Source organism: Bradyrhizobium sp. WYCCWR 13022, from assembly GCF_030435535.1.
Classification (GTDB): domain Bacteria; phylum Pseudomonadota; class Alphaproteobacteria; order Rhizobiales; family Xanthobacteraceae; genus Bradyrhizobium.
The window spans coordinates 231,171-255,980 of the sequence record NZ_JAUIZJ010000003.1 but is presented as its reverse complement, the minus strand read 5'-3'; the positions used below and the strand labels follow the sequence as shown (position 1 = coordinate 255,980).

Genomic DNA, 24,810 nt, shown 5'->3' with positions numbered 1-24,810 from the left:
TCAACTCCTGGCCAAGTGTTGCCGCGCTGCACTTGACCTCCCCCGCCCTTCGCGGCACCGTCCGACCTTCACAGATCATGCTGTCTGGATTGCCCATGCGCGCCTCGACCTCCCTGAAATCGCTTCGATTCGTCGCCGTTCTCGGCCTCATGTTCGGAGCGCTGTCGCTCACGGAGGCCAAGGCAGCCAATCCGCTGGAGCTGAACTTCTGGCTGAGCGGCCCGCGTTACGACGGCAATGTCGCCGAATGCGACAAGGCGCTGCCGACGATCTCGACCCAGTTCTGGGAGAAGGAAAGCTCGTTCTGGAATTCGCCGCTGCGGATCACGGGCTTCTCGAACGTTCACGAGACCGCCTTCCGCCCCTGGGCGTCCGACAACATTCCGCGCCGCTACTGCACCGGCGAGGCCATGCTCACCGACGGCAAGGTGCGCCGGGTGCACTTCTCGATCATCGAGGATGGCGGCTTTGCCAGCTTCGGCCAAGGGGTCGAATGGTGCGTGGTCGGGCTCGACCGCAACTGGGCCTACAATCCGTCCTGCCGCGCCGCCAAGCCTTGAGCTGACGGGCCCTATCGGCCAACCAAGCGGCCGGCCCTCGATCACTTGAATTTTGTTCTTGAAATGTTCCGGATGGCTGCTAGGCTGATTGCACAGTCTGGTTGAGGGTGTCGCCATGTTTCATTTTAGATTGCAATCGTTCCCGCGTCTCGTGATCTCACTGACACTCCCCCTGATTCTTGCCGCCGGACTGGTCTCGCTGGCGGGCGGTGCGAGGGCCCAGGACAAGCGGCAGAACGCACCCGGCGAATTCGACTTCTATGTGCTGTCGCTGTCCTGGTCGCCATCCTTCTGCGAGGAGGCGGCCGAGCGCGGCCGTGGCGGCGGACGCCCAAACATACAGTGCGAGGGACGGCCTTATTCCTTCGTGGTGCACGGGCTGTGGCCGCAATACGAGAACGGCTTTCCGGAATATTGCCAGCGACCTTCGCCGCGACTGAACCGCAACATCGTCTCCTCGATGCTCGATTTGATGCCGGCGCCGGGCCTGATCTTCAACGAGTGGGACAAGCACGGCACCTGCTCCGGGCTCGACGGCCGCAACTATTTCGAGACGATCCGCAAGGCGCGCGCCGTGATCAAGATTCCGGCTGAATATCTCGACCTGTCGCAGGCCAAGACCGTGGCGCCTAGCGAGGTGGAAGAAGCCTTCATCAAGGCCAATCCCGGCCTGAGCGACGCAGCCGTCTCGGTCACCTGCAACCGGACCCGGCTGTCCGAGGTTCGCATCTGCCTCAGCAAGGACCTGCAATTCCGCGCCTGCGAGGAGATCGAACGCCGCGCCTGCCGCCGCGACCAGGTGACGATGCCGCCGATCAGGGGTGGATAGTCGGATCAACACCATCATTCCGGGACAAGCGGAGCGTGAGCCCGGAATGACGGGAGTTACTTTCATCGCGTGATGTCGTAACTCTGCCGCCATGAACTACCGCCACGCCTTTCACGCCGGCAACTTCGCCGATGTCATCAAGCACATCGTGCTGGCTCGCATCCTCACTTACTTGCAGGACAAGCCGGCCGCCTTCCGCGTCATCGACACCCATGCGGGTGCCGGCCTCTATGATCTCGACAGCGACGAAGCACGCCGCGGCGGCGAGTGGCTGACGGGGATCGCGCGGCTGATGCAGGCGCGCCTCTCCAACGAGAGCGTTGCCCTGACCAAGCCGTACATGGACATCGTCCGCGCCTTCAACCCGAAGGGTGAGCTCAAGGTCTACCCGGGCTCGCCACTGATCGCGCGTGGCCTGATGCGACCGCAGGACCGGCTGGTCGCCTGCGAGCTCGAGCCGAAGGCGCGCAAGGCACTGATCGACGTGCTGCGGCGCGACGAACAGGCGCGCGTCGTCGATCTCGACGGCTGGATGGCGCTGCCCGCGTTCGTGCCGCCAAAGGAGCGGCGCGGCCTCGTGCTGATCGACCCGCCGTTCGAGGTGAAGGACGAGTTCGAACGGCTGGGCGAGGCCTTCTCCACCGCCTTCGCCAAATGGCCGACCGGTATCTATGTAATCTGGTATCCCGCCAAAAGCCGCCGTGCCACCGAGACGCTGGCCCAACTCGTGGCCCGGCTCGCAGCCGCAGCAAAGCCCCAGGGAAAATGCCTGCGTCTCGAATTCAGCGTCGCGCCGCAGACCGACGGCGGAGCCCTCACCTCGGCCGGGCTGTTGATCGTCAATCCGCCATACACGCTGCAGAGCGAGCTCAAGACGATCCTGCCTGAGCTCGAAATGCCGCTCGGCCAAGGCGGCGCTGCCAGATTCCGTTTGGAGGTACCGAAGCCCTAAGCCGCCGCCATTCTTGGGAAAAATATGCAGTAGCGGTAGTCAATCTGCAAAGAACCGTATTATGCTGTTTCCGTGACTGGCTTTACGTTCCGCTTCCGCGAATGGTTGCGGCGGAGTGAAGGCCTAGAAAGATCCGGACGGACCGTTGGGTCTGCCCAAGGATGGCCAGCTCTCCCGGGCTTCGTAACGCCCGGTCATGTCGCGACGCGCGTCTGCGTTGCGACGGAGGAGCAATGAGGGGGAGTTTCCCGATGGCCAATACGGGAACGGTTAAGTTCTTCAACGGCGAGCGCGGCTACGGCTTTATCAAGCCGGACGACGGCGGTCGCGATGTCTTCGTTCACATCACCGCTGTTGAGCGGGCGGGACTGAAGGATCTTGCCGAAGGACAGCGTATCACATTCGAAGTCGAACCGGACAAGAAGGGGAAGGGGCCGAAGGCGGTCAATTTAGTGATCCTTTCGTAGCGGACCCGACCCGAAAACCTGGTGCAAAAAAAGTCCCGGCCGCGAGCGGCCGGGAGGCTGTTGTCCGGTATTTTCTTATTTGGCTATCAGAAGTGATAGTTCACGCCTGCGCGCACCACGCTGGCGCTATAGCCGTTTGACACGCCTGTAATGGCGAACTGGCTCGACGACAGATCGACGTAGAGATATTCGAGCTTGGCGCTCCAGTTCGGCGCGAAACCGACTTCTGCGCCAACACCGGCGGTCCAGCCCGCGCTGGTATGCGACTCCGTCCAACCGAATGTCTGTCCGCGCAGCTCGCCGAAGGCGAGGCCGGCGGTGCCATAGACCAGGATGTTGCTGAAGGCATAGCCGGCTCGCCCGCGCAGCGTGCCGAACCAGGGGTTGGAGAACTTCCACGGCGCGAACGTATCGTCGGCGCCAGCGGCCTGGATATCGCCCTCGACACCGAACACCCACGGACCGTTCTGGAAATTGTAGCCGGCCTGTACGCCCCCGACAAAGCCGGACGGCTTCACGCCCGTGTTGCTCACCGAGCCCCACTCGTAGCCGAGATTGCCGCCGAGATACGGTCCGGCCCAGCTATAGGCATTGAGCGGCTGATTGACGGTATAGGGCGCACGCTGCCCGTAATTCAGATCGGCGGCCTCTGCCGAAGCCGTCCAGCCGGCTGCAACCAACGCAGCTGCGCCCACAACGAGCCTCTTCATCACACACTCCAACGCAACTGCCGTCACCGGGTGCGATGCCCGCGCCGCCGCGCCAGGCCAAATCGCATGGTTACGGAACCACCACTTTTTCGCGTAGGATTTATCGAGAGTTTTAAGTTAAAGGCCTGTTAAGACGGGTTACCGCGCTGTTAACAGGCTTAAGCAAGCGTTACCGGGAACTGCGCCGCCATTCTGTGCGTGCGGCATGGCCGGAACTTCAAATCAGTCCCCCCAGCGCCTAAATTCGCACCATGGTTCACGATTCCTCCGACACCCCGGACGATGCGCGCGCGCGCAAACCGCCGCAAGCCGCGACGGCCGATGCCCCGCCCGAGGGGCTGACACCGCCCGACCTCGATCCCGCCTCCGGCGGCGATGACGAGGAGGATGCGCGGCTGCCTGACATTCTGGAAGAGAGCGGCGCAATCGGCGAGGAGCCGCTGGCGACCGGCCACGAGGCGATCGAGCGCGCAGTGCGTCTCGCGCCGACCTCGCCCGGCGTCTATCGCATGCTCAGTGCGAACGCCGACGTGCTCTATGTCGGCAAGGCCAAGAACGTCAAAAAGCGCCTGTCGAACTATGCGCGCCAGAGCGCGCCGCTGCCGGCGCGCATCCTGCGCATGATCGCAGCCACGGTGACCGTGGAGATCGTCTCGACCACGACGGAAACCGAGGCGCTGCTGCTGGAAGCGAACCTGATCAAGCAGCTGCGGCCGCGCTTCAACGTGCAGCTGCGCGACGACAAGTCGTTTCCGTACATCCTCATCACCGGCGACCATTGGGCGCCGCAGATCCTCAAGCATCGCGGCGCGCAGACCCGGCCCGGCCGCTATTTCGGCCCGTTCGCCTCCGCCGGAGCGGTCAACCGCACCATCACCGCACTTCAGCGCGCGTTTCTGATCCGCTCCTGCACGGACTCCTTCTTCGAGAGCCGCACCCGGCCCTGCCTGCTCTACCAGATCCGCCGCTGCGCCGGCCCCTGCACCCGCGAGATCGATTTTCCCGGCTATACGACGCTCGTGCGGGAAGCCACCGATTTCCTCTCCGGCAAGAGCCAGGCGGTGAAGCAGGAACTCGCCGGCGAGATGGAGAAGGCCTCCGGCGACCTAGAATTCGAGAGCGCGGCGCTTTATCGCGACCGCCTCGCCGCGCTGTCGGCGATCCAGTCGCAGCAGGGCATCAATCCGCGCACCGTGGAAGAAGCCGACGTGTTCGCCATCCACCAGGAAGGCGGCTTCTCCTGCGTCGAGGTGTTCTTCTTCCGCACCGGCCAGAACTGGGGCAATCGCGCTTATTTCCCGCGTGCTGAGAAGACGTTTACGCCGGAGGAAGTGCTGGGCTCCTTCCTCGCCCAGTTCTACGACGACAAGCCACCGCCGAAGACCATTTTGCTCTCGCACGAGATCGAGGAGATGGAGCTTCTCGCCAACGCGCTGTCGATCAAGGCCGGCCACAAGGTCGAGGTGACAGCGCCCAAGCGCGGCGAGAAGAAGGAGCTCGTCACCCACGCGCTGACCAACGCGCGCGAGGCGCTCGGCCGCAAGCTCGCGGACACCGCAACCCAGAGCCGCCTGCTCGACGCCATGGCCACGACGTTGAGCCTGCCGCATCCGCCCAAGCGTATCGAGGTCTACGACAACAGCCACATCCAGGGCACCAATGCGGTCGGTGCCATGATCGTCGCCGGCCCGGATGGCTTTGTCAAAAACCAGTACCGCAAGTTCAACATCAAGTCGGAAGGGATCACGCCGGGCGACGACTTCGCCATGATGCGCGAGGTGCTGGAGCGCCGGTTCAAGCGCCTGATCAACCCGCCCGAAGAGGGCGCGGCCAAAGCCAAGGACGACGATTTTCCGCAATGGCCCGACCTCGTGATCATCGACGGCGGCCGCGGCCAGCTCAATGCCGTCAGGGAGATCTTTGCCAATCTCGGCCTGACCCAGGTATCGCTGATGTCGGTCGCCAAGGGTCCGGATCGGGATGCCGGCCGCGAGACCCTGTTCATGCCCGAGCGGGAGGCGATCAAGCTGGAGCCGCGCGACCCCGTGCTCTACTTCATCCAGCGCCTGCGGGACGAGGCACATCGGTTCGTCATCGGCTCGCACCGCAAGCTGCGCAAGAAGGACATCCGCGAGGCCGGTTTGCAGGAGATTCCCGGCATCGGCCCGTCACGCAAACGTGCCTTGCTGCATCATTTCGGAACCCTGAAGGAGATCGAGCGGGCCTCGATCGCCGATCTCGGCAAGGTTCCTGGGGTGAGCGCCGAGAGCGCCCGCAGGATATTCGACTATTTCCATCCCCAACCGGGGTGAACTAAAGGGGCTGTAGTCATATGGTCGTCGCATCCTGTACTCCATTTGGAGAGGGACGGTTGACCTTCAGACTTGAGCGGTATTGGTAGGACGGATGAACATCGCCACGACACGAGGGACGACCAGCCGCGCGATGTCCCTCCCGAACATCCTGACCTATGGCCGGATCGCCGCGATCCCGGTCGTGGTCGGATGCATCTATGCGCAGTCGATCATGGACTACCCGCTGTGGCTGCGCTGGCTCGCGGTGGCGATCTTCATTGGTGCGGCGGTCACGGACTATCTCGACGGCTATTACGCGCGGATCTGGAATCAGCAATCGGCGTTCGGCCGGATGCTCGACCCGATCGCCGACAAGCTGCTGGTCGCCTCGTGCCTCCTCATGCTGGCCGCCGACGGCATCATCCATGGCTGGTCGCTTTGGGCTGCCATCGTGATCCTGTGCCGCGAGATCCTGGTCTCAGGCCTGCGCGAATACCTCGCGGCGCTCCGCGTCAGCGTGCCCGTGACCAAGCTCGCCAAGTGGAAGACAACAGTGCAACTCGTCGCCATCGGCTTCCTGCTCGCAGGTCCCGCCGGTGACGAGGTGGTGCCCATCGTCTCGCTGATCGGCCTCGTCCTGCTGTGGGCCTCGGCGATCCTGACCATGTACACCGGCTACGACTATTTCCGCGCCGGCATCCACCACCTCATCAAGGAGGATGAGGGATGAAGGTGAAGTATTTCGCCTGGGTGCGCGAGCGCGTCGGCAAGGCCGAGGAGACCATCGAGCCGCCGGCGACGGTACGCACCGTCGAGGAACTGATCGCCTGGCTATCGGGCCAAAGCGAGGCTTATGCTTATGCGTTCGAGAAGCCGAAGGTGATCCGTACCGCGATCGACCACGCCCACGTCAAGGCCGACGCCATGATCGCCGGCGCCCGCGAGATCGCCTTCTTCCCGCCGATGACCGGCGGCTAGGCACATGAACTGCCCCGTCGCCATCCGCATCCAGGAAGACGATTTCGACATCGCGCGCGAGATCGCGGTCCTGACGAAAAGTCGCACCGATATCGGCGCGGTCGTCAGCTTCTCCGGCATTTGCCGCGCCGACGAGGACAGCTCCGATATCGCCGCCCTCACGCTCGAGCACTACCCTGGGATGGCGGAAGAAGAGATCAAGCGCCATGTCGACGAAGCCATGTCGCGCTGGCCGCTGAACGGCGTCAGCGTCATTCATCGCGTCGGGCGGTTCATGCCCGGCCAGAACATCGTGCTGGTGCTCACGGCGTCACAACACCGCCGGGCGGCGTTCGAGGCCGCCGAGTTCCTGATGGATTATCTCAAGACCAGCGCCCCGTTCTGGAAAAAGGAAGAGAGCGCCACCGGCACCGGCTGGGTCGAGGCCCACGCCCGTGACGACGAGGCCGCCGCACGCTGGACCAAATCCTGATGGCAAGAGTTTCGAAAAAGACCACGCGCGGCCGCGCCGCGCCGAAGCTCGCGAAGGTAGAGCGCGGCGAGCTTCTCACGCTGCTCGATTTCGTCCGCTATGCGGTGAGCCGCTTCGTCGAAGCAAAGCTCGCTTTTGCCCATGGCACGACCGATCCGGTCGCGGAGGCAGCCTTCATCGTCTGCGAGGCCTTGCACCTCAATCCCGACCAGTTCGAAGGCTTTGCCCACGCCCGCGTCACGATTGCGGAAGGCAAGACCATCCTCGATCTCATCCATCGACGCGTTACCACGCGCAAACCGGCCGCCTATCTCGTCAACAAGGTCTACATGCGCGGCCTGCCGTTCTATGTCGACGAACGCGTCATCGTTCCGCGCTCCTTCATCGGCGAGCTCCTGGATTCGCATTTCGGCGGCGATGGCGAAGTGGGCTCGCTGATCGACGATCCCACGGCCGTGGAGCGCGTGCTCGATCTCTGTACGGGATCGGGATGCCTCGCGATCCTCGCCGCGTATCACTTCCCGAACGCTGTGGTCGATGCCGTCGACATCTCCAAGGGCGCACTCGAAGTTGCCGCCCGCAATGTCGGCGAACATGGGCTGGATGAGCGGATCACGCTGCATCGCGGCGATCTGTTCGCCCCGCTCGACGATAGAAAATACGATCTGATCATCACCAACCCGCCCTATGTCGACGCCGAAGGCATGGCGGCGCTGCCGCCGGAATGCCGGGCCGAGCCGAAGCTCGCCTTCGACGGCGGTGTCGACGGGCTCGACGTGGTCAGGCGCATTCTGCGCGATGCGCCCGATCATTTGACGCCGGACGGCGGCCTGATCTGCGAGATCGGCCGCGGCCGCGAGCTGGTCGACGAGGCCTTTCCGGAACTGCCCCTGCTCTGGCTCGATACCGAAGACTCCGAGGGCGAGGTGTTCTGGATTTCGGCCGCCGATCTCGGCTGATCCGTCCCGGCAAACGGCGTATCGGCGGAACAAGTCAAATTCCGCCACGTTCATCCCCCGACGATTTTCTCGCTCTCGGAGGATGTCCGCATGCTCGCGCCATCGGGCGAATTGCTGCGCGCCGGCGTGGCGCTGAAGCTCAATCATCTCAAGCGCGCAGCGCAGTCTTACCTGCGTGACCGGACCAGCCAGACCACGGGACGGGTCACGTCCTATGCGGTCGCGGCGGGATTGTTCGCTGTGGCCGGGCTGTTCCTGATCGCGGCCTTCTTTGTCGGTCTGATCGCGCTTTATCGCTGGGTTGCCATCACCTACGGGCAATTCTGGGGCCTTGGTGCCGTCGCAGCGGTGCTGCTGGTGTTGGCCGCAATCTGCGCCGGGGTAGCGATGGCGCAAATGAACCGCCGGACCAAACCGATCGTGCCTCTCGCCAGCCGGATGCGCGTGGCGATCGCCACGCCGCGGATCCCGCGCGGAACGGTCAAGCAGGCGGTGAAAGAAGTGGCGACGACGATTCCGCTGGTTCCGCTCGCGCCAGGCGAACGCGCTCATGGTAACACCACCGCAACAACGCGCACCAACCGGCCGGTTCAGCTTGGCCTGATGCTCGCGGCCCTCACCCTGGCCGGCTTCACCGCGGCGCGCCGGCGGCGCCCCGCCCGCAGTCAGGATGCATGATGCCGGCGCAGCGGACCGGGCAGCTCGACTCATGGCTGCTGGTTGCCGCCACAGCCGTCTTCGTGCTGACCGCGGAACGCTATTTTCAGGAAACCGGCTTCCCTGCAGGCTCGTTGCAGAACCGCCGCAACAGCGAAGGACACTCGCCCGAGACCAGTCCGGCAGGCGCCGCAATGCAGCCCGGCCGTGGCCGCGGCTCGAAGAGCCCGCTCAATATCCCCTGGGCTGGCTGGAAGGATATTCTCTGGCGAACCTATCAGCGCATCGACGACGATCGCCTGCTCGCGACCGCCGGCGGCGTGGTGTTCTTCGGACTGCTCGCGATCTTTCCCGCCGTCACCGCACTCGTCTCGTCCTACGGACTGTTTGCCGATCCATCGACCATCAGCGACAATCTCCAGACGCTTGCGATGATGCTGCCCGCGGGCACGTTTGAGATCGTCGAAGACCAGGTCGCGCGCGTGGTGTCGAAAGGCAACGGCGCGTTGGGCGCCACCTTCCTGTTCGGCCTCGCGCTTGCGGTTTGGAGCGCCAATGCCGGGGTCAAGTCGATCTTCGACGCCCTCAACGTCGCCTATGAGGAGCGCGAGAAGCGCGGCTTCATCAAGCTGAACCTGATCTCCCTGTCGTTCACGGTCGGTGGCATCGTCGCGCTGTTGCTGATGGTGGCGGCCGTCGTTGCCTTCCCGCTCGCGCTCGATCATCTCGGCATCGCGCCCGAGAGCAAGCTGATCGTCGCGCTGGCGCGCTGGCCGCTGCTGCTCGTCATCCTGCTGGCAGCGCTCGCGATCCTCTACCGCTTCGCTCCCAGCCGCGACGCGCCGCGCTGGCAATGGCTGAGCATCGGTGCGGTGATGGCCGCCCTGCTCTGGATCGCAGGCTCCGCGCTGCTGTCCTGGTATCTGTCGGCCTTCGCCAATTACAACGCCACCTACGGCTCGCTCGGCGCTGCGATCGGCTTGATGACGTGGATGTGGATGTCCGCAATCGTCATCATGTTCGGCGCCGAGCTGAACTCGGAGATCGAACGGCAAACCCTGCACGATACGACCACCGGACGGCCCGAGCCGCTCGGCAGCCGCGAGGCGGTCTCGGCCGACACGGTCGGCGCCGCCGCGCCGTCCTGACGATCTCCACGCCAGCCTGCGCGCCGCTATCCCCTCGAATCAACAATGATGTTAAGGTCATGCATGCTTGGGGAGCATGAGGCGCGACGGGTGCGAATTGCGACCCGTGTTTTCCCGGGTGAGGCAGTCAGCTCTTGAGGCGTAACGCGCGGCATGATTCGCATTTCGACGATCTTCATCGCCATCTGCATGGTTCTGGTCGCGGCCTCGCTCGGGCTCGTGCTCTACTCGGTCGCCGGCATCAGCGGAACCGAATCCGCGATCGTGGCGCTGACCGCGCTGACCTTCCTGATCCTCTACAACGCCGTCTCGATGCGGCTGCGTGACCGCAGCGATGTCGGTGGCCAGATCGCCGACCTTTCGCGCGGCACCGCCGACCTCGCCCGCCAAGTGGCCGAGTTCGGGCGCCGGCTGGCAGCGATGGAGGGCCGCGTCGCCTCGTCCAACTCAGCCAATTCCGATCGCGTTCAGTCGGTGGTCGGCGAGATCAACGAGCTCGGCGGACTGGTCAGGCAGCTCGCCGCCACCGTGTCTACCCATGAGGATCTGTTGGCCGGCAGCGCGCCGGCATCGGCACCCGCCCCCGCTGCAGTCGCCAGGACGGAGCCGGAAGCTCCGGTCGACCTGATTGCGCCCTTCGAGGAGCGGCCCACCACGCCTCCGCCGCTTTCCGCGCCTCCGCCACGGCCAACGCCGCCTGTCGTCCAGGCCCAGACCGCCAATGCCGTCCCGGCTGTCAACGGCCGCAACCAGACCCAGATCCTGGCGACGCTGCGCAACGCCATCGACGAGAACCGCATCGACATCTTCCTCCAGCCGATGGTGACGCTGCCGCAGCGCAAGGTCCGCTTCTACGAAGCGGTGACCCGGGTTCGCGACGAGCGCGACCAGCTGATTGCCGCGGAAGAGTTCATCAGCATCGCCGAGGCCTCGGGGCTGATCGGCCGCATCGACAACATGGTGTTGCTGCGCTGTGTCCAGGTGTTGCGCCGGCTGATGGTGCGCAACAAGGATGTCGGCGTATTCTGCAACGTCGCGGCCTCGACGCTCGGCAATTCCACCACTTTCGCGCAATGCCTCGACTTCCTCGAGGCCAACCGGGCGCTGGCGCCGTCGCTGGTGCTGGAGTTCAAGCAATCGACCTTCCGCGCGCTCGGTCCGGCCGAAACCGAAAATCTCGCAGCGCTCGCCCAGCGCGGCTTCCGCTTCTCGATCGACCATGTCACCGACTTGCGGATCGAGCCGCGCGAGCTCGCCGACCGCGGTGTGCGCTTCATCAAGGTTCCGGCATCACTTCTGCTCGACCCGAAGCAGGCCTCGGCCTCGGACATTCACCCCTCCGACCTGTCCGATCTGCTCGGCCGCTTCGGCATCGACCTGATCGCCGAGCGGATCGAGGGCGAACGCGCGGTGGTCGACCTGCTCGACTACGACGTGCGGTTCGGCCAGGGCTTTCTGTTCGCGCCGCCCCGGCCATTGCGGCCCGAAGGGGCATCTGCTACCGGCGGGGCCTCGCCGAACCAGGCGCAAGACATTCAGGGATCCAATGGTTCCGGTACATCAAGCCCAAGCGCAACAACATCAGCTGGGACACCTGCCGCCCCGTCACAGCGCGTCACTGGCAACGCGGCGCTCGCGCGCCGCATCTGATCGGCCGCGCGCATCATGACCACGCTGCATTTCGCACAAAGCCTGCGCGAGCTCGTGGGCGGGGTCGAGGTCGTGCTCAGCGACATCTGGGGCGTGGTCCATAACGGCCTGGAATCCTTCCCCGAAGCCTGCGAGGCGCTGCACGCCTATCGCAGCCACGGCGGTACGGTGATCCTGATCACGAATGCGCCGCGTCCGGCCGATTCCGTGCAGCGGCAATTGCGCAAGCTCGGCGTCGCCGACGAAACCTACGACGCGATCGTCTCTTCGGGCGATCTGACGCGGCTCTACGTCGCTGAGCATCCCGGCCGCAGGATGTTCTGGCTCGGCCCCGAGCGCGACAATTCGATCTATCGTGGCCTCGACGCGAAGACCGCGCCGCTGGAAGAAGCGGATTACATCGTCTGCACCGGTCTCTACGACGACGAGACCGAGACCGCGGAAGACTATCGCGGCATGATGCTGAAGGCGCGCGAGCGCAAGCTCACGCTGGTCTGCGCCAACCCCGACATCGTGGTCGAGCGCGGCGACCGGCTGATCTATTGCGCCGGCGCGATCGCCGAGCTCTATCGCGAGCTCGGCGGCGAGGTGATCTTCTACGGCAAGCCGCACCGGCCGATCTACGAGCGGGCGATGGCGCTCGCCGGCGAACGCCAGGGCCACCCGATCGACCGGAAAAAGGTGCTGGCGATCGGCGATTCCGTCCGCACCGACCTTACCGGCGCGCGCGAATTCGGCATCGACTGCCTGTTCGTCACCCGCGGCATCCACGCCGAGGAATTCGAGGGCCTCGACCAGCTCGATCCCAAGTCAGTGATGGAATTGTTCGGTCACCCGCCGAAGGCGCTGATGCGCGAATTGAAGTGGTGATTTTCTGACCGGCATTCCGGGGCGGTGCGTAGCACCGAACCCGGAACGAGGTACCAAACGCAGAAAGCCCGGGACGAGCGCCCGGACTTTCCAAATTCAGCCGATCGCTTTGCAGCGCGCTTACGCGCTCGCCATGTCCGGGAAGACCGCCTCGATCTTGGTCTTCAGCGTCGCCGCGTTGAACGGCTTGACGATGTAATTGTTCACGCCGGCCTTCTTGGCCGCGATCACGTTCTCGGTCTTCGATTCCGCCGTGATCATGATGAAGGGCGTGGTGGCGAGGTTCGGATCCGCGCGCACTTCGCGCAGCAGGTCGTAGCCCGTCATCGGCTCCATGTTCCAGTCGGAAATCACGAGCCCGTATTTCTTGCCGCGCATCTTGTTCAGGGCTGCCGAACCGTCGCTGGCGTCATCGATATTCTCGAAGCCAAGCTGCTTCAGCAGATTCCTGATGATCCGGATCATGGTGCTGTAGTCATCAACCACCAGAACCGACATCGACAAATCAACCGCCATCTCGACTCCCCCAACGCATACCCAGGAATATTTAAGAACGGATCTGCCAGGCCGGGACCCGCAGTTCCACGTTTCAAGCACTAGCACCAAGGCGTTAAACAGCGCGTTAACTGGGCCCGGCCGCGAAGAAGCGGAATCGCGGTCAATGCAGCCGCCCCTCCCGCTTGACTTCGTTGGCCGGGTCAAGCCACGGTCCCGGCCGGTTCCGCCGGCTCGAGAATTCCCCTGATGGCCCCGCAATTTACCGTTATCCGCGATACCACGCCGGACTCTGCGATCCTGAAGGGGGCGGTAGTCGCCATGGGCAATTTCGACGGGGTCCATCTCGGTCACCGGGCCGTCATTGCCGCGGCCCTGGAGATGGGCCGGGCGCATGGCCGCCCCGCGCTGGCGCTGACCTTCGAGCCGCATCCACGCCGGTTTTTCAGCCCCAACACCCCGCAATTCCGCCTGACGGACGAGCGGGCTAAGCTGCGGCTGCTGGCCGGGACCGGGCTTGCCGGCGCCGTGGTCATGACCTTCGACAAGGCCAGGGCCGGGACCAGCGCGCAAGATTTCATTTACCATGACCTGATCGGGCGCCTCGGGGTCAGCGGGATTGCGGTCGGTTACGACTTCCATTTCGGCAAGGGACGCGTCGGCTCGCCAAGCCTCCTCGTCAACGAGGCCCCCCGCCTCGGCATCGAGGTCGACGTGCAGCCGCATGTCGATATCGACGAACGGCCGGTCTCTTCCAGCGCCATCCGGATCGCGCTCGCCGAGGGGCTCATCGACGAGGCCACGACCATGCTGGGTGCGCCTTGGTTCATCACCGGCGAGGTCATCCATGGCGAGAAGCGCGGCCGCGACCTCGGCTACCCCACCGCCAATATCCGGCTCGACGCCAATTGCGGCCTGAAGCACGGCATCTACGCCGTGCGGATCGGCCGCGGCACCGCGCGGCTGAACGGGGTGGCAAGCTTCGGCCGCCGCCCGACCTTCGATAATGGCGCGCCGCTCCTCGAAATCTTCCTGTTCGACTTCAAGGGCGACCTTTACGGCCAGACGCTGGACTGCGCCTTTGTCGGCTTCATCCGCGAGGAGCTGAAATTCAGCGATATCGACGCCCTGATCCGCCAGATGGACGACGATTCCGCGCGTGCCCGCGCCATGCTGGCGGCCGCCCCGGATGCGTTTCCGCGGCTCGGAACGGCCGATTGATGGCCCCAAACCAGCCCGCCGGACCTTTGCGCTTCCCTTTTGCGCTTCTCTTGGCCCCCTGCTATGGAGAGCCCATGTTTGCGCGGCGCATCATAGGGATTAGCGGCCCGGCTTCCGCCTGAGCCTGAAGGCTCGGCGCAAGACCGGGATTTTGTCGTTTCACCCCCGCGATTCCGCATCGCCATCCGTTCCCGCGCCATTCCGAGCCAGTCAGCCTCATGTCCGAAAAGCCGCAAAAGTCCGACAAAGACTATTCGAAGACCCTGTTCCTGCCGCAGACCGAATTCCCGATGCGCGCCGGCCTGCCGCAGCGCGAGCCGGAGATCCTCAAGCGCTGGTACGAGATCGGCCTCTACGAGAAACTGCGGGAGGCGGCCCGCGGCCGCGACAAGTTCGTGCTGCATGACGGCCCGCCCTACGCCAACGGCAACATCCATATCGGCACGGCGCTGAACAAGATCCTCAAGGATCTCGTCACCAAGAGCCAGCAGATGCTCGGCTTCGATTCCAACTACGTGCCCGGCTGGGACTGCCACGGGCTGCCGATCGAATGGAAGGTCGAGGAGGAGAACTATCGCAAGAAGGGCAAGCAGAAGCCCGACTTCCGCGACAGCGCCGCGATGATCGATTTCCGCAGGGAGTGCCGCGCCTACGCCACGCACTGGCTCAACGTGCAGCGCGAGGAGTTCAAGCGCCTCGGCGTGATCGGCGACTGGGCTCATCCCTACGCCACCATGAACTATCCGGCCGAAGCCCAGATCGCGCGCGAGCTGATGAAGTTCGCTGCCAACGGCACGCTCTATCGCGGCTCGAAGCCCGTGATGTGGAGCGTGGTCGAGAAGACCGCGCTCGCCGAGGCCGAGGTCGAGTACGAGGACTACACCTCCGACATGGTCTGGGTGAAATTCCCGGTGACCTCGCCCGCGCACGGCGCACTCGCCTCGGCAAGCGTCGTGATCTGGACCACCACGCCCTGGACGCTGCCCGGCAACCGCGCCATCTCGTTCTCGCCGAAGATCGCCTATGGCCTCTACAAGGTGACTGACGCGCCCGCGGACAATTGGGCCAAGACCGGCGATCTCCTGATCCTGGCCGACGCGCTCGCCGCAGAAGTCTTCAAGCAGGCGCGCGTGACCGCTTACGAGAAGGTCCGCGACATCCCCGGCGACACCATGGACGCGATCGAATGCGCCCATCCGCTCAAGGGACTGGGCGGCGGCTACGAATTCACGGTGCCGCTGCTCTCCGGCGACCATGTCACCGATGACACCGGCACCGGATTCGTGCACACTGCGCCGAGCCATGGCCGTGAGGACTTCGACGTCTGGATGGCAAACACGCGGGAGCTCGATTCCCGCGGCATCAACAGCTCGATTCCCTACACCGTCGACGAGAATGGCGCCTATACCGACCAGGCGCCGGGCTTCACTGGCAAGCGCGTCATCAACGACAAGGGCGAGAAGGGCGACGCCAACGAGGCCGTGATCAAGGCGCTGATCGAGGGCGGCAAGCTGCTGGCGCGCGGCCGCCTCAAGCACCAATATCCGCATTCCTGGCGCTCGAAGAAGCCGGTGATCTTCCGCAACACGCCGCAATGGTTCATCGCGATGGACAAGGACATTGCGAACGACGGCAAGACCAAGTCCGGCGACACGCTGCGCGCCCGCGCGCTGCACGCGATCTCGGTGACGCAATGGGTGCCGCCATCAGGCGAGAACCGCATCAACGGCATGATCGAGGCCCGCCCCGACTGGGTGATCTCGCGCCAGCGCGCCTGGGGCGTGCCGATCGCCGTGTTCGTGCGCGAGAAGGGCGACGGCTCGGCCGAGATCCTACAGGACGAGGCGGTCAACACCCGCATCGGCGATGCCTTCGAAAAGGAGGGCGCCGACGCCTGGTACGCGACGGGCGCGCGCGAGCGCTTCCTCGGACCGCGTATGAACGAGGATTGGCAGAAGGTCGACGACATTCTCGACGTCTGGTTCGATTCCGGCTCGACCCACGCCTTCGTGCTCGAAGACCCCGTGCAATTCCCCGGCCTTGCCGGCATCAAGCGCAAGGTCGACGGCGGCACCGACACCGTGATGTATCTCGAAGGCTCGGACCAGCACCGCGGCTGGTTCCACTCCTCGCTGCTGGAGAGCTGCGGCACGCGCGGCCGCGCGCCCTACGATGTCGTGCTGACGCATGGCTTCACCCAGGCTGAGGACGGCCGCAAGATGTCGAAGTCGCTCGGCAACACCATCGAGCCGCAGGCCGTGATCAAGGAATCCGGCGCCGACATCCTGAGGCTCTGGGTCGCGTCCTGCGACTACACCGACGACCAGCGCATCGGGCCCGAGATCCTGAAGAACACGGTCGAGACCTATCGCAAGCTGCGCAACACCGTGCGCTGGATGCTCGGCACACTGCATCATTACAAGCCGGCTGAGGCGGTCGCGCCGGCCGAGATGCCCGAGCTCGAGCGGCTGATGCTGCACGAGCTCGCGCTCCGCGCCGAGCTGGTCCGCAAGGCCTATGAGACGTTCGACTTCAAGAGCGTGGTGGCAACGCTGTCCGCCTTCATGAACAGCGAACTCTCGGCGTTCTACTTTGACATCCGCAAGGACACGCTCTATTGCGATCCGCCGTCCTCGCCGGCGCGCAAGGCGGCGCTGACCACGATCGACCTGCTGTGCAATGCGATCCTGAAATGGCTGGCACCGGTCCTGAGCTTCACCGCGGAAGAGGCCTGGCGGATGTACCGGCCGGATGCCGAACCGTCGGTGCATCTGACGCTGTTCATGGAAGATCTCGAAAAGCTCCGCGACGACAGGCTCGCCGCGAAATGGGAGACGATCCGTGACGTTCGCCGCGTCGTCACCGGCGCGCTGGAGCTCGAACGCGCGGCCAAGAACATCGGCTCCTCGCTGGAGGCCTCGCCGGTGATCTATGTCGCCGACCGCGACATGCTGGCGACGCTGTTCGACACCGATCTCGCCGAGGTCTGCATCACCTCGAACTACGAGGTGCGCGAGGGCGAGGCGCCGGCCTCCGCATTCCGCCTCGATGCCGTACCCGGTGTCGCGGTCGTGGTGGAGAAGGCTGTCGGCACCAAATGCGCCCGCTCGTGGAAGATCTCGCCGACGGTCGGCGAAGACACCGAATACCCCGACGTCACCCCGCGCGACGCGAAAGCGCTGCGCGAATGGAGGGCGTTGGGCGTGAGCGTCTGATCGGCCTGCCATGACCCCGCTCCGCGCCGGTATCCTTTCGGCCGTCGTCACGCTCGTGGCTGACCAAGCCTCCAAGTTGTGGCTGCTGAACGGGTTCGGCCTCGCCCGCAAGGGCGTGGTGAAGGTGACGCCGTTCTTCGACCTGGTGCTGGCCTGGAATATCGGGATCAGCTTCGGCTGGCTCCAGAACGACGGCCAGGCCGCGCAGCTCGCGCTGATGGCGGTGAAGGTCGCGGCGGTGATCGCGCTCGCGATCTGGATGGCGAGGTCGCAGACCCGGCTCGCCACCGTGGCGCTGGGGCTGATCATCGGCGGCGCCATCGGCAACGGCATCGACCGCCTGGCCTATGGCGCGGTGGTCGATTTCGCGCTGTTCCACGTCGAAATCGGCGGAAATACCTATAATTGGTACGTCTTTAATCTGGCGGATGCGGGCATCGTTGCTGGGGTGGCGGCCCTATTGTATGATTCCTTCCTGGGGGTACCCGCCGCAAAAGCGCCCTGATCCCGGCCGATACGGACCGGCGGCGGAACCTTGCTTGGCGAGGCGTGGTCGCGCGAGACGCGGCAAGACTGGCACGGTCAGGACTGGCACAATCAAGACTGCCACAATATGGAACAGGTACAGGTATGCGCAGCTTCGAGACCAGCGGTTCGATCGGTCGAGACTCCCGGCGGGGACTTTGGCTGGCGCTGAAATTGTCGGCCGTCGCGCTGGGCATCGGTCTCGTCCTGTCGTCAGGTCCGGTCCGCGCCGGTGACGACGATGATGACGACGACAGGACCTTCGAAGAGAAGCTCATCGACAACCTGATGTCCGGCATCGGTGCAAAAGGCATGGATAGCAAGGGCATCGAGTACCGCGAGCGGTCGCCGCTGGTGGTGCCGCCCAAGCTCGATTTGCCGCCGCCCAGCTCTGACGCCCAGAACGCACCGAACTGGCCGAAGGATCCGGACGAGAAGCGCCGCAAGGAAGCCATTGCCGCGCGGAAGAAGGCGACCGCCAGCAGCAAGGCAGCGGAGTACTTGAAAAATGCCCAGCCACTGTCGCCAGCCGAATTGAACGCCCACAAGACGGCCCCCGCCGAAAGGACCAGCAATGATCCGGTCCAGCCGGGCAGCAACATCAACCACCCGACGATGAGCCCGGCCGAACTCGGTTACACCGGCGGTCTTTGGAACCTGCTCTCGAGCAACAAGAGCGAGTCCAAGCAATTCACCAGCGAGCCGCCGCGCCAATCGCTGGTCGAGCCGCCGCCGGGATACCAGACGCCTTCGCCGAACTATGCCTATGGCTCCGGAGACGATAAGACGCGCCGGACCTATTTCGACGTTCGGTCCGGCAAGGAGAAGGAGCAATAAGCTCCTTGTCGGTCGCACGCAGGCGCGGCCCGGCCGCAATCATCCGGTGTAGGCCGGATGCGGCATATGACCTATTTTTAAGTACAACGCGACGGCGTTCTCTGCTTCGTGACCCGAAGGTCAACGCCGCGCGGTATAGCATGCCGTGCTTTCACGCCCGGACATCAGGGTCCGGGCCTTCACAAGGATCGTGATGTCGCCACACCGATCGATTGCCTTTCTCTTCGCCGCGCTGCTCTCAACATCCGCCCTCGACGTCGGCAGCGCATTCGCCCAGACGACGGTCACTTCCGCACCGCCCGCCAGCTTCACGCTCAGCAACGGCCTTCAGGTCGTGGTGATCCCGGACCACCGAACGCCCGTGGTCACGGAGATGATCTGGTACAAGGTCGGGTCGGCCGACGAGACGCCGGGCAAATCGGGACTTGCGCACTTCCTCGAACATCTGATGTTCAAGGGTACCTCGAAGCATCCTGTCGGCGAATTCTCCCAGACCGTGCTCCGCGTCGGCGGCAACGAGAACGCCTCGACCTCGGTCGACTACACCAACTACTACCAGCGGGTACCGAAAGAGCAGCTCCCGACCATGATGGAGTTCGAGGCCGATCGCATGACGGGCCTGGTCCTCAAGGACGAGAACGTGCTGCCAGAGCGTGACGTCGTGCTCGAAGAGTACAACATGCGCGTCGCCAACAATCCGGACGCTCGGCTCAACGAGCAGATCATGGCCGCGCTCTACCTCAACCATCCCTATGGCCGGCCTGTGATCGGTTGGCACCAGGAGATCGAGAAGCTCGATCGCGAGGATGCGCTCGCCTTCTACCGCCGCTTCTACGCCCCGAACAACGCGATCCTGGTGATCGCCGGCGACGTCGAGGCCGCCGACGTGCGCCCTCTGGTCGAACGCAATTTCGGCCCGATCCCGGCCCAGCCGGCGATCCCCGCGCGCCGCGTTCGTCCGCAGGAGCCGGCCCCGGCGGCGCCGCGCACGGTGACGTTGGCTGACCCGCGCGTCGAGCAGCCGAGCGTTCGCCGCTATTACCTCGTGCCATCGGCGACGACGGCCGCGGCTGGCGAGAGCGCCGCGCTCGACGTGCTTGCGCAATTGATGGGCAGCGGCAGCAACTCCTATCTCTACCGCGCACTCGTGGTCGACAAGCCGCTCGCGGTCTCCGCCAGCGCCAGCTATTCCAGCATCTCGCTCGACCCGACCCAATTCGCGATCTCGGCCTCGCCGAAGTCGGGCGTCGGCTTCGCAGAGGTCGAGCAGGTGATCGACGGCGTCATCGCCGACATCGCGCAGAACCCGATCCGCGCCGAGGATCTCGAACGGGTCAAGACCCAGCTGATTGCGGAAGCGATCTACGCCCAGGACAATCAGGCCGTGCTGGCACGCTGGTATGGCGGTGCACTGAGCACGGGTCTGTCGATCGAGGATATACGAAGCTGGCCCGACCGCATCCGCGCCGTCACAGCCGAGCAGGTTCGCGCCGCCGCGCAGAGATGGCTCGAGAAGAAGCGCTCGGTGACCGGCTATCTGATCAAGGACACCACCACCGCCGCCAAGCGCGAGGAGAAGCGTTCGTGACCCATCCTTTCCTTCGCGCACGCCATTTCGCACTGTCCCTCGCCACCGGTGCGGCCATCGCATTTGCCTCGGTCTCGCCGTCGCAGGCGGCGGCAAAAATCCAGCGACTGGTCTCGCCCGGCGGCATCGAGGCCTGGTTCGTCCAGGACGCGACCGTGCCGCTGATCGCCATGGAATATTCCTTTGCCGGCGGCTCGGCGCAGGACCCCAAGGGCAAACCGGGCGTCGCCAATCTGGTCAGCGACCTCCTCGACGAGGGCTCGGGCGACCTCGATTCGAAGACATTCCACGAGCGGCTCGACCGCCGTGCCATCGAGCTCTCCTTCAGCGCCACCCGCGACACCTTCCGCGGCAGCCTGCGCATGCTGCGCGACAACAAGGACGAGGCCTTCGACCTGCTGCGCTCCGCACTGACCTCGCCGCATTTCGACACGGTCGACGTCGAACGCATCCGTTCGCAGGTCATCTCGGGCCTGCGCCGCGAAACCACGAATCCGACGTCGCTCGCGAGCCGTAAATTCCTGGAGATGACCTTCGGCGATCATCCCTACGGACGGCAGACCAACGGCTCGCTGGAGAGCGTGCCGACCATCACGATCGCCGATATGAAGGACTATGTCGGCCGCATCCTCGCCAAGGACACGCTGAAGGTCGCAGTCGTCGGCGACGTCGACCCGACGACCCTGGGCAAGCTGCTCGATCACACCTTTGGCAGCTTGCCTGCCAAAGCCACCCTGGTGCCGGTCCCCGACGTCGAGGCTGCCAAGCCGCCGCAGCGAGCCTTCGTGCCGCTCGACGTGCCGCAAACCGTGATCACCTTCGGCGGTCCCGGCGTGATGCGCAACGATCCCAACTTCATGGCGGCTTATGTCGTCAACCACATCCTCGGCGGCGGCGGCCTGTCCTCGCGGCTTTATCACGAAGTCCGCGAGAAGCGCGGGCTGGCTTATTCGGTGTTCGAATCGTTGCTCTGGATGGAGCATTCGGGGATCTTCATCGGCAACACCGGCACCCGTGCCGACCGTGCCGGCGACACCATGGATGCCATCGAGAAGGAAGTGCGCCGCATGGCCGACGAGGGCCCGAGCCAGAAGGAGCTCGACGAAGCCAAGTCCTATCTCAAGGGCTCGCAGATGCTGGCGCTCGACACCTCCTCGAAGCTCGCACAGGCGCTGCTGCAATACCAACAGGACAAGCTGCCGATCGACTATATCGAGAAGCGCAACGCCATCGTCGACGCGGTGACGCTGGACGACGCGAAAGCCGCGGCCAAGCGGCTGTGGGGCCAGGGCCTCCTGACCGTCATCGTCGGCCGCGCCCCGCAGGCTGCCGCGCAGCCGGCTGCGGCACCGCCGACCAAGTCGAACTGACGCGGGCTAAATTTCCTGGGATGGCCGGGCTTGTCCCGGCCATCTTCGTTTCCACCATCTACCATTGCCGAATATGGATGTTCCGCGATATGTCGTGACATCACGAATGGTGCCATCATGCTGCGGATATCCCGCGATCTCGTCATCGACGAGGACGACATCGAGATCGGCTTCGTCCGCGCCTCCGGCCCGGGCGGGCAGAACGTCAACAAGGTCTCGACCTCGGCGCAATTGCGCTTCGACACGCGCAAGCTGATCATCCCGGAAGATGCGGCGATACGTCTCGCCCGCGTCGCCGGCCAGCGCATGACCAAGGACGGCGTCATCGTGATCCATGCCCAGCGCTTCCGCACCCAGGAGCGCAACCGGCAGGACGCCATCGACCGGCTCGTCGAGATCCTGACTGAGGCGATGATCCGGCCGACACCGCGCCGCGCGACACGTCCGACCTTCGCTTCCAAGCAACGCCGGCTCGACGGCAAGAAGCGCCGCAGCGACGTCAAGGCCGGCCGCGGCGGTCGCTTCGACGACTGAGAAGCCGTTCCGGAGCAACCGGCATGTGGGCATCCAGGACTTGCCTCATGCAATTGTGCGCGGGCGGGACTAAATTGAGCGCCCGAACGCCCTTCGAGTCGCGCCATGCCCGTCCGCCAATTGCCAGAGCAAGTCGTCAACCGCATCGCCGCCGGCGAGGTGGTCGAGCGGCCGGCGAGCGTGGTCAAGGAACTCGTCGAGAACGCGATCGATGCCGGCGCGAGCCGGATCGACGTCTTCACCGATGGCGGCGGGCGGCGGCGGATCGGCATCACCGATGACGGCAGCGGGATGACCGCAAAGGACCTTGCGCTCGCGGTCGAGCGCCACGCCACCTCCAAGCTCGACGACGAAGATTTGCTCCAGATCCGCACGCTCGGGTTCCGCGGTGAGGCGCTGCCCTCGATCGGCTCGGTGGCACGTCTGTCCATCACCACGCGGCATGCGAGCGAGCCGCATGCCTGGGCGCTCGGCGTCGAGGGCGGCGAGAAATCAGAGATCATGCCGGCGGCGCTCGCGCATGGCACCCGTGTCGAGGTCAACGATCTCTTCTACGCGACGCCGGCGCGGCTGAAGTTCCTGAAAACCGATCGCACCGAGGCGGAGGCGATCCGCGAGGTGGTGCGGCGGCTCGCGATGGCAAGGCCTGATATCGCCTTCACGCTCGCGGGCGAGGAGCGCGCGCCGGTGACCTGGGCCGCGGCGTTGCCCGGCGCAGCGGGGCGGCTGACACGGCTCGGCGACATCCTGGGCGCGGAGTTCCGCAGCCATGCTTTCGAGGTCCATGCCGAGCGCGAGGGTGTCGTCGTCTCCGGCTATGCCGCAGCACCGGCACTGACCAAGGCCAACGCGCTCGGGCAATATCTCTTCGTCAACGGCCGCCCGGTGCGCGACAAGCTGATCCTCGGCGCGGTGCGCGGGGCCTATGCCGACTACCTGCCGCGCGACCGCCATCCGGTGCTGGCGCTGTTCGTCACGCTCGACCCGCGCGAGGTCGACGCCAACGTGCATCCGGCCAAGACCGAGGTGCGCTTCCGCAACGCCGGCCTCGTGCGCGCGCTGATCGTGCACGGGCTGAAGGAGGGTCTCGCACGCGAGGGCCGCCGCACCGCCGCCAATGGTGGCGAGAGCGCGTTGTCGTCGTTCCGGCCCGCCTTCACGGCGCCGCGTCCGGCAGGCTGGGACTGGCGCATCTCGCCGTCCGCTCCGGCCGCGCCGATGCCGTCATTCGAGGGCTTGGCCACGCCCGCCTTCGCCGAGCGCGCGCAGGCTGCGTTCGATGTCGGCGCGCCGAGCGCGGACATCAGGTTCGAGGCGCAGCCGGTGACCGATCTCGTCGATCGCCCGCTCGGCGCGGCACGTACGCAACTCCACGAGACCTATATCGTGTCGCAGACCCGCGACGGATTGATCATCGTCGACCAGCATGCCGCGCATGAGCGCATCGTCTATGAACGGCTGAAGGCCTCGCTCGCCGCAAACGGCGTGCAGCGGCAGATTCTCTTGATCCCCGAAATCGTCGAGATGGACGAGGCGACTGTGGAACGGCTGCTCGAGCGCAGCGAAGAGCTGGCCTCGTTCGGCCTTGCGATCGAATCCTTCGGCCCTGGCGCCGTCGCGGTGCGCGAGACGCCGTCGCTGCTGGGCAAGACCAACGCCGGCGGCCTGCTGCGCGATCTCTCAGAGCACATGGCCGAATGGGACGAGGCGCTGCCGCTGGAACGCCGGCTGATGCATGTCGCCGCCACCATGGCCTGCCACGGCTCGGTGCGCGCCGGCCGACGGCTGCGGCCCGAGGAGATGAACGCCCTGCTCCGCGAGATGGAGGAGACGCCGAACTCGGGCCAGTGCAATCATGGCCGGCCGACTTATGTCGAGCTGAAGCTCGCCGATGTGGAGAAGCTGTTCGGGCGGCGATGAACTACGCGTTGCGCTTCAAGAACACGAACTCCGTGTCGTCATACGCGCGCCGCTCCAATTCCTCAAATCCTTCCGGCGCCGCAAACTGCGCGGCTTTCGCCTCTTCCACCACCAGCAACGCACCCGGCGTCAGCCAGCCGCCGTCGCGCAAGGACGCCAGCGCCTTCTCCGCAAAGCCCTTGCCATAGGGCGGATCGAGGAACACCAGCGAGAACGGTTCGACCGGATGCGCGGGGCCGAGATCGGTCGCGTCGCGGCGATAGACTTTTGTGACGCCGCCGAGGCCGAGCGCCTCCACGTTGTTGCGGAGCAGCGCGCGCGCCTCGGCGCCGTTGTCCACGAACAGCGTGAACTTTGCGCCGCGCGAGGACGCCTCGATGCCCAGCGCGCCGGTGCCGGCGAAGAGATCGAGCACGCGCGCGTCCTCGATCGGATTGTCATAGGCATGCACGAGGATGTTGAACACGGACTCGCGCAGGCGATCCGCCGTGGGACGGATGTCGCGCGAGGACGGTGAGGCGAGATTGCGCCCCTTCAAGCGACCGCCGACCACGCGCAT

24 protein-coding genes are annotated in these 24,810 nt (G+C 65.1%); 21 read left to right on the top strand and 3 right to left on the bottom strand.

Features of this window, described 5'->3' with window-relative positions; all coding sequences use genetic code 11:
• Positions 1-95: 95 nt before the first annotated feature.
• The 4 genes from QY049_RS09985 (at position 96) to QY049_RS09970 (ending at position 2,808) form a co-directional block, all read left to right on the top strand.
• Positions 96-560, top strand: coding sequence for a hypothetical protein (locus QY049_RS09985; protein ID WP_194477822.1), 465 nt, complete (start codon positions 96-98; stop codon positions 558-560).
• Positions 561-675: 115 nt separating this feature from the next.
• A complete protein-coding gene (locus QY049_RS09980; RefSeq protein WP_194477823.1) occupies positions 676-1,389 on the top strand; it encodes a ribonuclease T2 in 714 nt (237 codons plus the stop codon).
• A 91-nt stretch (positions 1,390-1,480) separates the two neighbouring features.
• Positions 1,481-2,341 carry a 23S rRNA (adenine(2030)-N(6))-methyltransferase RlmJ gene (locus QY049_RS09975; RefSeq protein WP_194477824.1) on the top strand — a complete coding sequence of 287 codons (861 nt, stop codon included), beginning with the start codon at positions 1,481-1,483 and terminating at the stop codon, positions 2,339-2,341.
• 251 nt (positions 2,342-2,592) lie between these two features.
• Positions 2,593-2,808 carry a cold-shock protein gene (locus QY049_RS09970; protein ID WP_027534220.1) on the top strand — a complete coding sequence of 72 codons (216 nt, stop codon included), beginning with the start codon at positions 2,593-2,595 and terminating at the stop codon, positions 2,806-2,808.
• An 86-nt stretch (positions 2,809-2,894) separates the two neighbouring features.
• On the opposite strand, the gene QY049_RS09965 is transcribed toward QY049_RS09970, so the two are convergent.
• Positions 2,895-3,518 (bottom strand): outer membrane protein, encoded by a 624-nt coding sequence (locus QY049_RS09965; RefSeq protein WP_194477825.1) that lies wholly within the window; start codon positions 3,516-3,518, stop codon positions 2,895-2,897.
• A 251-nt stretch (positions 3,519-3,769) separates the two neighbouring features.
• Here QY049_RS09965 and uvrC point away from each other — a divergent pair, with 251 nt between their 5' ends.
• The 9 genes from uvrC to QY049_RS09920 all read left to right on the top strand — a co-directional run bounded on the left by uvrC (position 3,770) and on the right by QY049_RS09920 (position 12,546).
• Complete coding sequence (gene uvrC / locus QY049_RS09960) at positions 3,770-5,830, top strand: excinuclease ABC subunit UvrC (protein WP_194477826.1); 2,061 nt, start codon at positions 3,770-3,772, stop codon at positions 5,828-5,830.
• Positions 5,831-5,924: 94 nt separating this feature from the next.
• Positions 5,925-6,542, top strand: coding sequence for a CDP-diacylglycerol--glycerol-3-phosphate 3-phosphatidyltransferase (pgsA, locus tag QY049_RS09955; protein ID WP_194477827.1), 618 nt, complete (start codon positions 5,925-5,927; stop codon positions 6,540-6,542).
• Positions 6,539-6,790 (top strand): molybdopterin converting factor subunit 1, encoded by a 252-nt coding sequence (moaD, locus tag QY049_RS09950; RefSeq protein ID WP_194477828.1) that lies wholly within the window; start codon positions 6,539-6,541, stop codon positions 6,788-6,790. Before pgsA ends, moaD begins: the two co-directional genes overlap by 4 nt.
• A 4-nt stretch (positions 6,791-6,794) precedes the next feature.
• The gene (locus tag QY049_RS09945) at positions 6,795-7,262 is read left to right on the top strand and encodes a molybdenum cofactor biosynthesis protein MoaE (protein WP_258763805.1); all 468 of its coding nucleotides are present in this window, start codon (positions 6,795-6,797) and stop codon (positions 7,260-7,262) included.
• Positions 7,262-8,221 carry a 50S ribosomal protein L3 N(5)-glutamine methyltransferase gene (prmB, locus tag QY049_RS09940; RefSeq protein WP_258763806.1) on the top strand — a complete coding sequence of 320 codons (960 nt, stop codon included), beginning with the start codon at positions 7,262-7,264 and terminating at the stop codon, positions 8,219-8,221. The genes QY049_RS09945 and prmB overlap by 1 nt, the downstream gene beginning before the upstream one ends.
• 90 nt (positions 8,222-8,311) lie before the next feature.
• Positions 8,312-8,899, top strand: coding sequence for a phage holin family protein (locus QY049_RS09935; protein WP_258763807.1), 588 nt, complete (start codon positions 8,312-8,314; stop codon positions 8,897-8,899).
• The gene (locus QY049_RS09930) at positions 8,899-10,026 is read left to right on the top strand and encodes a YihY/virulence factor BrkB family protein (RefSeq protein WP_258763808.1); all 1,128 of its coding nucleotides are present in this window, start codon (positions 8,899-8,901) and stop codon (positions 10,024-10,026) included. Before QY049_RS09935 ends, QY049_RS09930 begins: the two co-directional genes overlap by 1 nt.
• A gap of 153 nt (positions 10,027-10,179) precedes the next feature.
• Complete coding sequence (locus tag QY049_RS09925) at positions 10,180-11,676, top strand: EAL domain-containing protein (RefSeq protein WP_258763809.1); 1,497 nt, start codon at positions 10,180-10,182, stop codon at positions 11,674-11,676.
• 15 nt (positions 11,677-11,691) lie between these two features.
• Positions 11,692-12,546, top strand: a complete 855-nt coding sequence (locus QY049_RS09920; protein ID WP_258763810.1) for a TIGR01459 family HAD-type hydrolase — start codon at positions 11,692-11,694, stop codon at positions 12,544-12,546.
• Positions 12,547-12,666: 120 nt separating this feature from the next.
• Here the strand turns inward: QY049_RS09920 and QY049_RS09915 are convergent, their stop codons facing one another.
• Positions 12,667-13,062, bottom strand: a complete 396-nt coding sequence (locus QY049_RS09915; RefSeq protein WP_007596883.1) for a response regulator — start codon at positions 13,060-13,062, stop codon at positions 12,667-12,669.
• A 228-nt stretch (positions 13,063-13,290) separates the two neighbouring features.
• Between QY049_RS09915 and QY049_RS09910 the strand changes: the two genes are divergently transcribed.
• The 8 genes from QY049_RS09910 (at position 13,291) to mutL (ending at position 24,251) form a co-directional block, all read left to right on the top strand.
• Positions 13,291-14,262, top strand: a complete 972-nt coding sequence (locus QY049_RS09910) for a bifunctional riboflavin kinase/FAD synthetase (protein ID WP_258763811.1) — start codon at positions 13,291-13,293, stop codon at positions 14,260-14,262.
• A 218-nt stretch (positions 14,263-14,480) separates the two neighbouring features.
• The gene (ileS, locus tag QY049_RS09905; RefSeq protein ID WP_258763812.1) at positions 14,481-17,477 is read left to right on the top strand and encodes an isoleucine--tRNA ligase; all 2,997 of its coding nucleotides are present in this window, start codon (positions 14,481-14,483) and stop codon (positions 17,475-17,477) included.
• A gap of 10 nt (positions 17,478-17,487) precedes the next feature.
• Positions 17,488-17,982, top strand: coding sequence for a signal peptidase II (lspA, locus tag QY049_RS09900; RefSeq protein WP_258763813.1), 495 nt, complete (start codon positions 17,488-17,490; stop codon positions 17,980-17,982).
• A gap of 125 nt (positions 17,983-18,107) precedes the next feature.
• Positions 18,108-18,839 carry a hypothetical protein gene (locus QY049_RS09895; RefSeq protein WP_258763814.1) on the top strand — a complete coding sequence of 244 codons (732 nt, stop codon included), beginning with the start codon at positions 18,108-18,110 and terminating at the stop codon, positions 18,837-18,839.
• A gap of 193 nt (positions 18,840-19,032) precedes the next feature.
• Positions 19,033-20,427, top strand: a complete 1,395-nt coding sequence (locus tag QY049_RS09890) for a pitrilysin family protein (protein WP_258763815.1) — start codon at positions 19,033-19,035, stop codon at positions 20,425-20,427.
• Entirely contained in the window at positions 20,424-21,797 is a 1,374-nt protein-coding gene (locus tag QY049_RS09885; RefSeq protein WP_258763816.1) for a pitrilysin family protein, read from the top strand. Before QY049_RS09890 ends, QY049_RS09885 begins: the two co-directional genes overlap by 4 nt.
• A 117-nt stretch (positions 21,798-21,914) precedes the next feature.
• The gene (gene arfB, locus QY049_RS09880; protein ID WP_258763817.1) at positions 21,915-22,331 is read left to right on the top strand and encodes an alternative ribosome rescue aminoacyl-tRNA hydrolase ArfB; all 417 of its coding nucleotides are present in this window, start codon (positions 21,915-21,917) and stop codon (positions 22,329-22,331) included.
• Positions 22,332-22,436: 105 nt separating this feature from the next.
• Positions 22,437-24,251 (top strand): DNA mismatch repair endonuclease MutL, encoded by a 1,815-nt coding sequence (gene mutL, locus QY049_RS09875; protein ID WP_258763818.1) that lies wholly within the window; start codon positions 22,437-22,439, stop codon positions 24,249-24,251.
• 1 nt (position 24,252) lies between these two features.
• Here the strand turns inward: mutL and rsmD are convergent, their stop codons facing one another.
• Complete coding sequence (gene rsmD, locus QY049_RS09870; RefSeq protein ID WP_194477843.1) at positions 24,253-24,810, bottom strand: 16S rRNA (guanine(966)-N(2))-methyltransferase RsmD; 558 nt, start codon at positions 24,808-24,810, stop codon at positions 24,253-24,255.